Raw genomic sequence first — 13,189 nt, 5'->3', positions numbered from 1 at the left:
TCCGGAGAAATCCGGGGCGCCTTTTCCTTTGACGGCGTGCTGGCTATAGCCCGGCCGAGCGGTGGGGGAGCCGCTTTCTCGCAACCCAAGATCAGGAGCCACACCCATGGCCATTACGCCCCTTATGCCCGTCTACCCGCGCTCACCGGTGCGGCCGGTGCGAGGCGAGGGTGCTTACCTGATCGGTGAGAATGGCGAGCGTTATCTCGACTTTGCGTCGGGCATCGCGGTGAACTTGCTCGGCCACGGGCACCCGCACCTCACCAAGGCGATCCAGGAGCAGGCAGCGACGCTGATCCATGTGTCGAACCTGTACGGCAGCCCGCAGGGGGAAGCGCTGGCGCAGCGGCTGATCGACCTTACCTTTGCTGATACGGTGTTCTTCACCAACTCGGGCGCGGAAGCGGTCGAATGCGCGATCAAGACGGCGCGGCGCTACCATCATGCGAAGGGCAATGCGCACAAGCATACGCTCATCACCTTCACCAACGCCTTTCATGGCCGGACCATGGCCACGATCAGCGCCACCGATCAGCCCAAGCTGCGTGACGGCTTCGCGCCGCTGCTGGAAGGTTTCACGGTCGTCGAGTTCGACAATTTGGATGCGGCCTTGGCTGCCGTTGACGACAATACGGCGGGTTTCCTGCTGGAGCCGGTGCAGGGCGAGGGAGGGATCAAGCCTGCCAGCCAGAGCTTCATCAAAGGCCTCCGGCAGGTGTGTGACGAGAAGGACCTGATGCTGGTGTTCGACGAGGTGCAGTGCGGCGTCGCGCGCACCGGCACGCTCTATGCCTATGAGCAATATGGCGTGGAACCCGACATCATGGCGACTGCGAAGGGCATCGGCGGCGGCTTCCCGATGGGTGCCTGCCTTGCGACCGAAAAGGCCGCGGCCGGAATGGTCATCGGCACTCATGGCTCTACCTACGGCGGCAATCCGCTGGCGATGGCGGCGGGGCAGGCGGTGCTCGACGTGGTGGCGAACGACGAGTTCATGGCCAGCGTTCGTGCAACGGGTGAGCGGCTGCGGTCCGCGTTGGAGCAGATGATCCCGAACCACGATCAATTGTTCGAGAGCGTTCGCGGCATGGGCCTGATGCTCGGCATTAAAATGAAGACCGATAGCCGGGCGTTCGTCACCTACCTGCGCGAGCGCGGTATTCTGACTGTGGCCGCGGGCGACAATGTCATGCGTGTGCTGCCGCCGCTGGTCATCGAAGAGAGCCATATTCGCGAGTTCGTCGACGGCCTGTCGGCCGCTGCGGCCGACTATGAGGTGCCCGCGGCGGCATAGCTTGTTGGCCGAAGGGCGCCTTCCTATCTTGGCGCGATGCAGACAGTTGAGCTCAACACGGACGTCGTTCTCGGCGTCACCATTCCTTCGCGCAACGCCCGTGGGCGCATCGCCCGGCTCGGGCCGGTGCTGGACGCGGTGCTTGCCAACCACGGCTATCCGCCGGCCATCGAGAAGCTGCTTGCGGAAGCGCTGACGCTCACCGCGCTTCTAGGCTCGTTGCTGAAGGATCCGGGCGGGCAGATGACGCTGCAGGCGCAGACGGAGGGCGGGATCGTCGACTTGCTGGTCTGCGATTATCTGGGCGGCGAACTGCGTGGCTACGTGCGGCACGACCGCGAGCGGCTGGCCGACATTTCGGTCAATCCGAAGCTGCCCGAGCTGTTCGGCAAGGGTTATCTGGCGATAACCTTCGACCAGCCCGCGACGGACGAGCGTTACCAGGGGATCGTTCCGCTTGAGGGCAACAGCCTGGCCGACGCGGCGCAAAGCTATTTCTCCCAGTCCGAACAGATTCCGAGCCTGGCACGGTTGGCGGTCGAGAAGCGGGACGGCAAGTGGGTCGGAGGCGGCCTTTTGCTCCAGCATCTTCCCGAGGGCGAGGAGGGCCGGGAGCGGCTTCACACGCGCCTTGATCACCCTGACTGGCCGCACGTCGCCATCCTTGGCGGCTCCGTGAAGCCTGAGGAGCTGACCGATCAGAAGCTTCCGCTGGACGAGCTGATCTGGCGGCTGTTCCATGAAGAAGAGGAAGTGCGGACCCTGGATGCGCAGCGGCTGAGCAAGGGTTGCCGCTGCGACAATGACTATGTTCGATCCGTCATTGCCCGTTTTCCGGAGGACGAACGGTCGGCCATGGTTGGTGATGATGGTTTGATCCGGGTTGATTGCGCCTTTTGTTCCAGCAACTTCCCGATCGATCCGGCTGAGCTCGGTTGATTGTTCGGCTTAACTTCACCCGCACTTTAGCTGTGGTATAAGCGAGTCGTGGGCCGGGGTTTAAAGTATTTGGCAGTGTGCGTCGGGGCGACATTGGTGGTGGCCGCGACGCCGCTGCCGCGCCTGGCGCAAATACCCGGCGGCTTGTGGGAAGTGTCGGGCATTCCGGGGCAGGCGCCTGTCAGGCAATGCTTTTCGACCCGCACGATCACACAATTCGAACATCGCGGCGAGGCCTGTCCGCGCACCGTGGTCAGCCAGAGCGGCGACACGACCGTGCTCCAGTACAATTGTCCGAGCGGCGGTTTCGGACGAAGCGAGGTGACGGTGATCACCCCGCGCTCGCTGCGCATCGATACGCAGGGCATTTCGCGCGGTCTGCCCTTTCACTTCGTGATGCAGGCACGCAGGATCGGTGGCTGCCCGGGTTATTAAGCGTCTGTTTAACCATGTTGGGCTAAGCGGTTGGATGTGCCGTCTCCGGCACGCTTTCCTCCCAAAGGGAGCGCCTAGCGTTCCTAGACTGGGCCGCCTTCGGGCGGCCCTTCTTTTTGGTGAATGCGGGGGTTAGAGCGCGTCGGTGACGATGCGAGCGCGACGAACAGCGGTGGTCCTTTTGTCCGGCGGGCTGGACTCAATGGTTTGCGCCGGCTTGGCGCGCGAGGCGGGCTTTTCCGTCCTGGCGCTCACCATCGATTATAATCAGCGCCACCGTGCCGAGCTTGAAGCGGCGAAGACGATCGCTGCCCAGCTTTCCGATCGCCACATCGTCCTTCCGCTGGACCTTCGGGCGTTCGGCGGCTCGGCGCTGACGGGCGACATGGCCGTGCCGAAGGAGGGGGTCGCACCCGGGATTCCGGTGACTTATGTGCCGGCACGCAACACCATCTTCCTCAGCTTGGCACTGGGCTGGGCGGAGGCGGCAGGGGCGCGCGACCTGTTCATCGGAGTGAACGCGCTCGATTATTCAGGCTATCCCGATTGCCGGCCGGAGTTCATCAGCGGGTTTGAGGCCGTCGCCAACCTCGCCACCAAGGCGGGGGTCGAGGGTGATTCCTTCACCATCCATGCGCCGCTTCAGAACATGAGCAAAGCGGACATTGCGAGGGAGGCAGCGCGATTGGGACTCGATGCCGGGCTGAGCCACAGCTGCTACGACCCGGCCGTCGATGGCGCCGCCTGCGGCCTGTGCGATGCCTGCCGCCTGCGGGCCAAGGGCTTCGAGGAAGCGTGCTTGCCCGATCCGACCCGTTACCAATGACCTATGCCGTCAAGGAATGTTTCCTGACGCTGCAGGGGGAAGGCGTCCAATCGGGAAGCCGCGCGGTGTTTCTGCGGTTTGCGGGCTGCAACCTATGGTCGGGGCGCGAGCAGGACCGGGCGATGGCTCAATGCACCTTCTGCGATACCGATTTCGTCGGAACGGACGGTGAGGGCGGGGGCAAGTTTACCGATGCGGAGGCGCTTGCCGCCCATGTCGAGTGGATGTGGGGCGAAGGCGGGGAGCGGCGGCTGGTGGTGATCACGGGCGGTGAGCCGATGCTTCAGCTCGATCGGGCACTGGTTGATGCTTTGCACGATCGCGGCTTTCGCGTTGCGGCGGAAAGCAACGGGACCTTGCCCGCGGTGGCGGCGCTCGACTGGCTATGCGTCAGCCCAAAAGCCGGAACCGAGGTGGTGCAGCGCAGCGGCAACGAGCTCAAGCTGGTCTGGCCGCAGGCAGGGATCGATCCGGCCAAGATCGAAGGCTGGGAGTTCGATCACTTCCTGGTTCAGCCGATGGACGGAGCCGACCGTGCCGGAGCGATGAAGGCTGCGATCCGGCTGGCGATGGAGAGGCCGCGGTGGCGCCTGTCGCTGCAGGCGCACAAGGTGGTGGGGCTGCCTTAATCTTCGTTGGCGACGGCATCCTCTTCCGATGCCTCGTTCATCAGCGCGTCGAGCGCCTCGTCGTTATATTGCACATCCGCGGCCATGTTGGCGTCCGCACCCGTAGCCGCGTCGATCGCCGTCGTATCGCTCCCGGCGAAACTTTCGGCAGTCACGCCGGTCGACGCATTGGCCGTCTGCTCGGCGGGGTCCTTCTTGCCGCAAGCACAAAGTAGGGCCGCGGCGGCGACGATAAGGGGATAGTTGCGCATCGGGAGATCAATCCAATTTTCAGGCGATAAAAAAGGCCGCCGGGCGAACCCGACGGCCTCCTTAACTCGGCGGCGGCTCCACAGGGAAGCCGCCAGCCAATTACATGCCGTTGGCGAGGTTCGCGTCGGCTTCGTTCGTCGTCAGGTCGGTCGCAACCGCATTGGCGGTGTTCGCGTCCATGGACATGTTCGCATCCATCGCGTTCAGATCGACGGTGTTGGCGTCGGTCACGATCGTGTTGGCTTCGATGGTGTTGACGTCCATCGTGTTGTCAGCGGACTCGTTGCTGCTGCAAGCCGAAACCGCCAGGGCCGCACCGGCGACCAGGATAAGAGCACGCATTCAAAACTCCCTTTTTATGTGATCTGCAGCGGAGGAACCGCATCGCAAATCGCGCACACTTATGTCTGATGCGTTACGGAGCATCAAGACACTTTGTCTCCTGAGCACAAGTCATTGAGAAACGACGAAAACCTTACCTTCAGGGCAGCATCGACCCTTGACATCGACACGTCCCGGCCAAGCTTTCGAAGTGAGGTTACGCCGAATTCGGATATCCCGCACGGGACGATGCCGCCGAAATGCGCTAGGTCGGGCGAGACGTTGATCGAGAAGCCGTGAAGCGTGACCCATCGCTTTACCCTGATGCCGAGCGCGGCGATCTTTGCCTCCGCCGGACCATCGCCAGTCCAAATGCCGATGCGGCCGGGTGCACGATGGGCGTCGACGCCGAGGTTGGCAAGAGCGCCGATCATCCAGCCTTCGAGCGCATGAACGAAGCGGCGGATGTCCTTGCGCCGCTTGTCGAGGTCAAGCATCAGATAGCCGACGCGCTGGCCGGGCCATGATAGGTGTAGCGGCCGCCGCGCCCGGCCTCAAAGACGGGAAAGCCGAGCGGGTTGAACAGTTCGGCCGGAGCGGCGCTGGTGCCGGCGGTAAATAAAGGCGGATGCTCGACAAGCCAGACGCACTCGGACTCCGTCCCATCGCGGATCGCGGCCGCGCGCTGCTCCATGAAGGACAAAGCATCCGGATAGGGCGTAAGCCCGGGCCCGAGTTTCCATTCGATGCCGTCAATCGTCTCCATCGGAGGCGAGATGGCGTCGGCGATGGATGACGGCAAGACAATTGCGAAGGCGAGCCAGCAACCGCATAAGGCGGGCGGATTTGCCTTGAGGAGCAAAAATGGTTCGCGCTTCACTTTCGAAAGCCTGGGACGATACGCGCGCAACCCTTTCGCGCGACAGCCGGCTGCTGGTCAGCGTCGCTCTGGCGCTGCTGGTACTGCCAGGAATAGTTTCCGACCTGGTCCGCGCCGCGACCGGCGGTCAGATGGCACCGCAATCCTCGGGCGCAGCGATCGTGGTCCTGGTGGCCCTGTTGCTGACGGTGGCGGGCCAACTGGCCCTTATGTCCTTGGTTCTGCATCGGGGCAGCAGCGTCGGCTCGGCAATTGGCCTCGGATTTCGGCGGCTGCCCAGCCTTCTTGCCGCCTGGCTGCTCTGGGCCTGGCCATTTCTGCTGATCGGCTCCTTCCTGCTTCGTGCAGGAAACGATCCCACGAAAATCCCGCCGACCGTTGCCCTGCTGTCGCTGATTGCCTTTCCGCTGTTCATCTTCCTTGGCGTGCGGATGGCTATGGTGCAGCCGGCGGCGGCCGGTGAAGGCGGCGGGCCCATTCACTTGGTCAAGCGCAGTTGGAGCATGACCCGCGGCAATTGGTTCCGCCTGTTCGCCTTTGCACTTCTATACGGTTTGTCGCTGCTTGTGGTGGTTGCCGCGGCGACCGCCGTTTCATCGGTGATCGCGCAACTGGCACTTGGCGGCGTCAAAGGCTTCAGCGTTGGCGTGTTGCTGGTCTCGACGCTTAGTCAATCGGCAAGCGCCGCCGTCACCCTCATCTTCGTCGTCATGCTCGCGCGGCTCTATGCGCAGCTGTCGGGTGAGGCCGGAGGCGAGGTCAGCGTCCCGCACACCCGCTGAAGTCAGGACCAGCGGGCCAACGGCGGCAGGCTCATCAGGATCGCGTCGATGTTGCCGCCGGTCTTGAGACCGAACAGCGTGCCGCGGTCATAGAGCAGGTTGAACTCGACGTAGCGGCCGCGAAACTCCAGCAAGGCCTGAAGGTCGGCGTCGGAATATGGTTCGTTCATCCGCTTGCGGACGATTTGTGGGAAGATGTCGAGAAGGGCCTGACCCACATCGCGGGTGAAGGCAAAATTCTCGTCAAAGGTCGCGCCTGCGCCGGGCTCCTCACAGTAGAGATGGTCATAGAAGATGCCGCCGACGCCGCGGGCGCGATTGCGGTGAGGAATCCAGAAATATTCCTCCGCCCACTTCGCAAAGCGCGGGTAGAAGGTTGGATCGTAGGCGGCGCAGGCCGCCCGAAGGCGGGCGTGGAAAGCGTCGGTATCCTCGTCATTGGGGAGCGCGGGATTGAGGTCCGCTCCGCCGCCGAACCAGCGCCTGGTCGTGCACAGGAAACGGGTGTTCATGTGGACCGCTGGAACATGCGGGTTGGCCATGTGCGCCACCAGACTGATGCCGGTGGCGAAGAAGCTAGGATCTTCGTCGGCACCCGGGATCGACTTAGCAAACTCGGGCGAAAAGGTGCCGCCGACCGTAGAGACATTGACGCCGACCTTCTCGAATACCTTGCCGTTCATCTGGCCGCGAACGCCGCCGCCCCCGGGCCCGCCGCTGGGATCCTCGCGGTCCCAAGGAATGTAGGCAAACGCCGCGTCGCTGCCGGCCTCCCGCTCGATCGCCTCGAACTCGGCGCAGATGCGGTTGCGCAGGGTTTCAAACCAGGTCCGGGCAGCCTGTTGCTGATCGTCGAGCGGCTTCATTCGGGCAAGTCTCCAGTCTGGCGCAGGGCTTCGCCAATGGCGAGGCCCACGGACATGGCAAGGTTGAACGAGCGGACTTCCGGCCGAATGGGGATCCGGACGCGGGCATCGCATGCCTCGGCGACCTGAGGCGGTACGCCGCCGCTCTCCTTGCCGAAGAGCAACACGTCGTCCGAATGGTAGGCGAACTGGTAGGCCGAGCCGCTGCCCTTCGTGGTGAAGAGGATCAGACGTGCCCCGCCGACCGTCGAACGGAACGCGTCGAACGAGGCGTGGCGAGTTACGCTGACATGGTCGATATAGTCCATGGCGGTGCGACGAACGCGCCGGTCGTCCCATTCAAAGCCGAGCGGCTCGATCAGGTCGACGGGCACGCCGAAGCAAGCGCCGAGCCGGAGCACGGCGCCAACGTTGCCGGCGATTTCAGGTTCGAACAGCGCGATCCGCATGGCGGCGCTCATGATGCCAGCGAGAGCGGCAGGCAAGAACCTTGATCCAAGCCGCACAACCCCTTGGCAGCCCCTCACGCCCTCGCTATCAGGCGCGCCAAGCGCTCGTGGGTGACCACGGCGTCCTCTCGTTCGTGCCTTTCGGCGCGGGGCTAAAGTCAGAAGATCATAAGGGTGAGCATGGCCACGTTGGAACAATCCACAGAGGGTCCGGACACCGCGCATCAGGGGGAAGGCGGCGTTCGCCGCCGCGACTTCCTGAACGTTGCCGCGGTCAGCTTTGCGGGCGTTGGCGCGGTCGCCGCCATTGCGCCGCTGGTGACCCAGTTCGGCCCGCCGGCGGACGTGTTGGCGCTGGCGTCGACCGAGGTGGACATTTCCAAGATCCAGCCGGGCCAGGCGATCAAGACAATTTGGCGCAAGCAGCCGGTATTCGTTCGGAACCTGACCCCGCAGGAAATCCAGGCCGCCAACGCGACGCCGACCTCCAGCCTTCGCGATCCGCAGTCGCTTGCCGAGCGGACCAAGCCCGGCAAGCAGAACTGGCTGATCACGCTGGGCGTTTGCACCCACCTGGGCTGCGTTCCGCTGGGAACGGGCGAGGGCGAGAATCGTGGCGCGTTCGGCGGCTATTTCTGCCCGTGCCACGGATCCCACTACGACACAGCCGGCCGTATCCGGCAGGGGCCCGCGCCGCTGAACCTGGTGGTTCCGGAATATGAATTCACGTCGCCGACAGTCGTGACGATCGGTTGAGGACAATCGAATGAGCTTTTCCTGGGCGAAACCCTACGAACCCAAGCATCCGCTGGCCCGCTGGTTCGACGAGCGCCTGCCGCTTCCGCGGCTGGTCTATGGCGCGATCGGCGGCGGCTATCCGGTGCCGCGGAACCTCAACTATTTCTGGAATTTCGGCGTCCTCGCCGGCATCTTCCTGACCATCCAGATCGCCACCGGCATCGTGCTTGCGATGTGGTATTTCGCAAGCGCCGACCAGGCCTTCAACTCGGTCGAGCACATCATGCGCGACGTCAACGGCGGCTGGCTGCTTCGCTACGCTCACGCCAACGGCGCAAGCTTCTTCTTCATCGCGGTCTACATCCACATCTTCCGCGGCCTGTTCTACGGAAGCTACAAGGCGCCGCGCGAGCTGGTCTGGATGCTTGGCCTCGTCATCTATCTGCTGATGATGGCGACCGCGTTCATGGGCTATGTGCTTCCCTGGGGGCAGATGAGCTACTGGGGCGCGCAGGTCATCACCGGCTTCTTCTCGGCTTTCCCGATCGTCGGTGAGCCGCTGCGCGTCTTCCTGCTTGGCGGCTATGCGCCGGACCAGGCGGCGCTGACCCGCTTCTTCTCGCTTCATTATCTTCTGCCGTTCGTGATCGCGGGCGTCACTATCCTGCACATCTGGGCGCTGCACATTCCAGGGTCGAGCAACCCGACCGGCGTCGACGTGAAGACGGAAAAGGACACGCTGCCGTTCCATCCGTTCTACACGGCCAAGGATGGCTGGTTCGCCGGTGCGTTCCTGACCGTCTACGTGATCGTCACCTTCTTTGCGCCCAACTATCTGGGTCATGCCGACAATTACATCCCGGCGAACCCGCTGGCGACCCCGGCGCACATCGTTCCGGAATGGTATTTCTGGCCCTTCTACGCGATCCTTCGCGCCTTCACGGTGGACTTCATCCTGCCCGCGAAACTGTGGGGCGTGCTGGCGATGTTCTTCTCCATCGTCCTGCTCTTCTTCCTCACCTGGATCGACAAGTCGCCGGTGCGCTCGGGCCATTACCGCCCGCTGTTCAAGCGCTTCTTCTGGATCCTCGTCGCCGACGTGCTGATCCTCGGCTGGTGCGGCGGTGCGGAGGCGACTCCGTTCTATGTGGGCCTCTCGCAGATCGCGTCAGCCTACTACTTCGCGCACTTCCTGATCATTCTGCCGATCATCTCGAGGATCGAGACGCCGCTGCCGCTGCCGACGTCGATCAGCGAGTCCGTGCTTCACGGCGAAAAGGCTGAAAGCGCTCCTGCGGGCGCCCCGGCCGGTCCGGGTTCCACCGCTGCGGCCGCCGCGCACTAAGAGGGTTTTGAGAAACATGCTTCGCTTCATCCTCGGGCTCATCGGCGCCGCCTTCGCAGGCGTGCTGCTCATCTCCGGGTTCAACACGGTCAGCACCTTTCTGAGCTCGGAGCCGGAAAGGTCCGCCGAGCACGAGTTCCACAAGCATCCCAAGCATCTGGCGCTCGCCAGCAACGGGCCGTTCGGCAAGTATGACAAGGCGCAGCTGCAGCGCGGCTTCCAGGTGTACAAGGAAGTCTGCGCGGCCTGTCACGGACTGCACCAGGTCGCTTTCCGCGACCTTGCGGCGCTCGGCTACAGCGAGAATGCGATCAAGAAGATCGCATCCGACTGGGCGATCGAAGTGCCGTCGGTGAACCCGGAAACGGGTGAGGCTGCGACGCGCAAGGCGATTCCATCGGACCGTTTCCCGAGCCCTTATGCCAACGAGACCGCGGGCAGGGCTGCGAACAATAACGCTTATCCGCCCGACCTGTCGCTGATGACCAAAGCGCGCGAGGGCGGTGCCGCCTACGTCTATTCGCTGCTGACCGGCTACACCAACCAGCAGGGCTACAAGAACGAGAAGGGTCAGGAACTGTTGAAGGAGTTCCCGTCGGCGAAGACGCCGGAGGGCCTGCACTTCAACCCTTACTTCCCGAACCTAAACATCGCGATGCCGCAGCCGATCGTCAGCGACGGTCAGGTCACCTATGCTGAGGGCAACCCTGCGCCGACGGTCGACCAGATGGCAAAGGACGTCTCTGCCTTCCTGGTATGGACTGCGGAGCCGAAGCTGGAGAATCGCCACCGGATCGGTATCGTCACCGTGCTGTTCCTGCTGGTTGGCAGCTTCCTGGGCTATCTCGCCTATCGTGAGATCTGGGCAGAGGCGAAGCGGAAGGTTCGCGTGACCGGGCCGCTCGAGGCGGAGAACCAGGCGAAGAGCCGCGCCGCGAAGGACGAGTCCGGCATCGCCGGCTAAGAGGATCGGGAGCTTCGGCTCCCGACCTTGTCTTTGCCGGAGCAAATCACCCGCTCGTTCGTCGACGGGCAGTGATCCGCAAGCTACTACCCACTCTCTTACTGCTGGTACTGCTCTTCACCTGGATCGCCATGATGGCGTTCGGGACCGGCACCCTGGACCGGCAATTGCTTTCGGCCGTCTACGTCGGCCCTTCCCCGCTGCTGTCAGGGGCGGCCCACCTGCTGACTCTGGTGGGGGAGTGGCAGACGATGGTTGTTGCGGTGGCGGCGGTTACCGCCTGGCTGTTGCTTCGCGGGCGGCACCGCGATGCCCTGCTGTTTGCAGCGGTGACCCTGTCCGGCCGTCTTCTCATCCTGATCCAGAAGCAGGCCGTCGGCCGGATGCGGCCGGACGGCGAGGAGCATCTGGTAACCGTTCGAAGCCTGTCCTTTCCGAGCGCGCACACCGCCAATTCCATGATCGTGTTCCTTGCGCTCGCCCTGTTCGTGGCGCCCCGGGAGCATCGTCGGACGGCGGTGGCATTCGCATTGGTTGGATCCTTGCTGGTGGGCATGAGCCGGCCGATGCTCGGCGTGCATTGGCCGAGCGACGTGGTCGGCGGCTGGTCATTTGGAGCCTTGTGGGTCCTGCTCTTCGTCCGGGCGCTTCAGCTCCAGAAATGGCCATTCACTCGGCGTTCAAGACAAGAAGCTGATCTTCCTTGAGATTTCAGCTTGGAGAGCTCTGTATGTTTGCGTCCCGTCTTCGCTCAGCCGGCCTGGTGATTGCCGCCTCGCTCGGTCTTTCTGCATGTGCCGGATATCCCTACGGCGGCCTCGGCGTCGGTTACGGCGATCCGTATTATGGCGGCTACGGCAGCTACGGTGGCTATGGCAATTACGGCAGCTACGCAGGCTACGGCTATCCGTCTTACGGCTATGGCTCGCAATATTCCGGCTGGTACAACGACTATTACTACCCGGGCACCGGCTATTACGTTTACTCACGCGACGGTCGCCGTCAGCAGTGGAACGAACAGCAGCGCCGCTATTGGGAGCGGCGAATGGCCGAGTCCCGCTCGGACCGGCGCGAGGACCGGCGTGAAGTTCGCGACAACCGCCGTGAATATCGCGGGGACATCGGCCGTGCGCGGGATGAGCGCCGACGCGACGTAAGCGAGGTCCGCCGTGCCTATCGGTCCGGTGAGATCACGCGGGACACCGCGCGTGAGCGGGTCCGGACCGAGCGCCGTGAGTATCGCGGCACCGCGCGGACCGAGCGTCGGCAGCTGCGCCGCGAAAACCGTCGCGACCGCAACGACTGATCTTTAGGAGAGGCGTCGCTCGAAGCGGCGCCTCTCTTTAAACGTTGAAGCGGAACAGCATCACGTCCCCGTCCTGGGTGACGTATTCCTTGCCCTCGGCGCGCAGCTTTCCGGCGTCACGAGCGCCGGCCTCTCCGCCAAATTTCACGAAGTCGTCATAGGCGATCGTCTCGGCGCGGATGAACCCGCGCTCGAAGTCGGAGTGAATGGCGCCGGCGGCCTGCGGCGCCTTTGAGCCGCGCTCGACCGTCCAGGCACGCGACTCCTTAGGTCCCGCGGTGAAGAAGGTGATGAGACCGAGCAGTTCGTAACCGGCGCGAATGACGCGGGCGAGTCCGGTCTCCTCCAATCCAAGGTCGCTGAGGAAGGCTGCGCGGTCTTCGGGGTCGAGAGTGACGATCTCCGCTTCGATCGCCGCAGAGACGACGACCGCCTTCGCACCCTCGGCGGCTACCTTTTCAAAAACACGGGCGGAGAGGTCGTTGCCGTTTGCCGCATCGCTTTCGTCGACGTTGCAGACGTAGAGGACCGGCTTGGCGGTTAGTAGCTGCGCACGGCTGAGGGCCTTCTCCTCTTCCGCATCCTTTGGCTGGGTCAGGCGTGCCGGCCTCGACTGACGCAGAAGCTCCAGCGCTTGCCCGAGCACGGAAGCTTCGACCTTCGCCTCCTTGTCGCCCTGCTGAGCTTTCTTGGCGAGGTTGGGGACGCGGCGCTCCAGGCTGTCGAGGTCGGCAAGCATCAGTTCGGTCTCGACCGTCTCGGCGTCCGCGATCGGGTCGACGCGGCCTTCGACGTGGGTGACGTCCCCGCCCTCGAAACAGCGCAGCACGTGAACGATGGCGTCCACCTCACGAATGTTGGCGAGAAACTGGTTGCCGAGGCCCTCTCCCTGGGCGGCACCACGGACGAGGCCGGCGATGTCGACGAACTCGATCTGCGTTTCAATGACGTTGGCCGACTTCGCAATCTCGGCGATTGCGCGAAGGCGCTCGTCGGGAACGGCAACGCGGCCGACGTTCGGTTCGATCGTGCAGAAGGGATAGTTGGCGGCTTGCGCGGCAGCCGTTTCGGTTAGCGCGTTAAAAAGGGTGGATTTGCCGACGTTCGGCAGGCCGACAATGCCGCAGCGGAAGCCCATAAGATGTCCTTGGAAAGATGTTCGT

At 63.6% G+C, this 13,189-nt stretch carries 16 protein-coding genes and 1 pseudogene; 11 read left to right on the top strand and 6 right to left on the bottom strand.

Translation table 11 applies throughout. The features are described from left to right. Positions 1-106 precede the first annotated feature (106 nt). The 5 genes from G7077_RS01235 to queE all read left to right on the top strand — a co-directional run bounded on the left by G7077_RS01235 (position 107) and on the right by queE (position 4,123). On the top strand, positions 107-1,294 hold the full coding sequence (locus G7077_RS01235; RefSeq protein ID WP_166410135.1) for an aspartate aminotransferase family protein: 1,188 nt from the start codon (positions 107-109) through the stop codon (positions 1,292-1,294). Positions 1,295-1,330: 36 nt separating this feature from the next. Next, positions 1,331-2,233 carry an Hsp33 family molecular chaperone HslO gene (gene hslO, locus G7077_RS01230; protein WP_166410134.1) on the top strand — a complete coding sequence of 301 codons (903 nt, stop codon included), beginning with the start codon at positions 1,331-1,333 and terminating at the stop codon, positions 2,231-2,233. A gap of 75 nt (positions 2,234-2,308) precedes the next feature. Then, the gene (locus G7077_RS01225; RefSeq protein WP_166410133.1) at positions 2,309-2,668 is read left to right on the top strand and encodes a DUF3617 domain-containing protein; all 360 of its coding nucleotides are present in this window, start codon (positions 2,309-2,311) and stop codon (positions 2,666-2,668) included. A gap of 151 nt (positions 2,669-2,819) precedes the next feature. Further along, the gene (gene queC / locus G7077_RS01220) at positions 2,820-3,494 is read left to right on the top strand and encodes a 7-cyano-7-deazaguanine synthase QueC (RefSeq protein WP_166412242.1); all 675 of its coding nucleotides are present in this window, start codon (positions 2,820-2,822) and stop codon (positions 3,492-3,494) included. Next, positions 3,491-4,123, top strand: coding sequence for a 7-carboxy-7-deazaguanine synthase (gene queE / locus G7077_RS01215; RefSeq protein WP_166410132.1), 633 nt, complete (start codon positions 3,491-3,493; stop codon positions 4,121-4,123). The genes queC and queE overlap by 4 nt, the downstream gene beginning before the upstream one ends. Here queE and G7077_RS01210 read toward each other — a convergent pair. The 3 genes and pseudogenes from G7077_RS01210 to lipB all read right to left on the bottom strand — a co-directional run bounded on the left by G7077_RS01210 (position 4,120) and on the right by lipB (position 5,462). After that, positions 4,120-4,374 (bottom strand): hypothetical protein, encoded by a 255-nt coding sequence (locus G7077_RS01210; protein ID WP_166410131.1) that lies wholly within the window; start codon positions 4,372-4,374, stop codon positions 4,120-4,122. The two genes, queE and G7077_RS01210, sit on opposite strands and share 4 nt — an antisense overlap. Positions 4,375-4,474: 100 nt before the next feature. Beyond that, positions 4,475-4,717: a hypothetical protein gene (locus G7077_RS01205; RefSeq protein ID WP_166410130.1), complete on the bottom strand. Its 243-nt coding sequence runs from the start codon at positions 4,715-4,717 to the stop codon at positions 4,475-4,477. A gap of 83 nt (positions 4,718-4,800) precedes the next feature. After that, positions 4,801-5,462, bottom strand: a pseudogene (lipB, locus tag G7077_RS01200) (lipoyl(octanoyl) transferase LipB). A gap of 98 nt (positions 5,463-5,560) precedes the next feature. Between lipB and G7077_RS01195 the strand changes: the two are divergent. Next, a complete protein-coding gene (locus G7077_RS01195) occupies positions 5,561-6,358 on the top strand; it encodes a glycerophosphoryl diester phosphodiesterase membrane domain-containing protein (RefSeq protein WP_166410129.1) in 798 nt (265 codons plus the stop codon). 2 nt (positions 6,359-6,360) lie between these two features. Here G7077_RS01195 and hemF read toward each other — a convergent pair whose 3' ends face one another. Together hemF and G7077_RS01185 are read right to left on the bottom strand one after the other, a co-directional pair. Next, a complete protein-coding gene (gene hemF, locus G7077_RS01190; RefSeq protein ID WP_166410128.1) occupies positions 6,361-7,224 on the bottom strand; it encodes an oxygen-dependent coproporphyrinogen oxidase in 864 nt (287 codons plus the stop codon). Continuing rightward, positions 7,221-7,673, bottom strand: a complete 453-nt coding sequence (locus G7077_RS01185) for a tRNA (cytidine(34)-2'-O)-methyltransferase (protein ID WP_166412241.1) — start codon at positions 7,671-7,673, stop codon at positions 7,221-7,223. Before G7077_RS01185 ends, hemF begins: the two co-directional genes overlap by 4 nt. Positions 7,674-7,853: 180 nt before the next feature. On the opposite strand from G7077_RS01185, the gene petA reads away from it, so the two are divergent. From petA to G7077_RS13855, 5 genes are all read left to right on the top strand, one after another. After that, complete coding sequence (gene petA / locus G7077_RS01180; RefSeq protein WP_166410127.1) at positions 7,854-8,429, top strand: ubiquinol-cytochrome c reductase iron-sulfur subunit; 576 nt, start codon at positions 7,854-7,856, stop codon at positions 8,427-8,429. Positions 8,430-8,439: 10 nt separating this feature from the next. Further along, positions 8,440-9,756: a cytochrome b gene (locus G7077_RS01175; RefSeq protein ID WP_166410126.1), complete on the top strand. Its 1,317-nt coding sequence runs from the start codon at positions 8,440-8,442 to the stop codon at positions 9,754-9,756. A 16-nt stretch (positions 9,757-9,772) separates the two neighbouring features. After that, positions 9,773-10,720, top strand: a complete 948-nt coding sequence (locus G7077_RS01170; protein ID WP_166410125.1) for a cytochrome c1 — start codon at positions 9,773-9,775, stop codon at positions 10,718-10,720. A gap of 71 nt (positions 10,721-10,791) precedes the next feature. Beyond that, positions 10,792-11,427 carry a phosphatase PAP2 family protein gene (locus tag G7077_RS01165; RefSeq protein ID WP_166410124.1) on the top strand — a complete coding sequence of 212 codons (636 nt, stop codon included), beginning with the start codon at positions 10,792-10,794 and terminating at the stop codon, positions 11,425-11,427. A 23-nt stretch (positions 11,428-11,450) separates the two neighbouring features. Beyond that, a complete protein-coding gene (locus G7077_RS13855; RefSeq protein WP_206367659.1) occupies positions 11,451-12,026 on the top strand; it encodes a hypothetical protein in 576 nt (191 codons plus the stop codon). 37 nt (positions 12,027-12,063) lie between these two features. On the opposite strand, the gene ychF is transcribed toward G7077_RS13855, so the two are convergent. Beyond that, positions 12,064-13,164 (bottom strand): redox-regulated ATPase YchF, encoded by a 1,101-nt coding sequence (ychF, locus tag G7077_RS01155; protein WP_166410123.1) that lies wholly within the window; start codon positions 13,162-13,164, stop codon positions 12,064-12,066. Between the last annotated feature and the right edge of the window lie 25 nt (positions 13,165-13,189).

The organism is Sphingomonas piscis (assembly GCF_011300455.1).
In the GTDB taxonomy this organism is placed as follows: Bacteria; Pseudomonadota; Alphaproteobacteria; order Sphingomonadales; family Sphingomonadaceae; genus Sphingomicrobium; species Sphingomicrobium piscis.
Note: the sequence above shows the minus strand (reverse complement) of the source record. Positions and strands in the feature narration are given on the sequence as shown.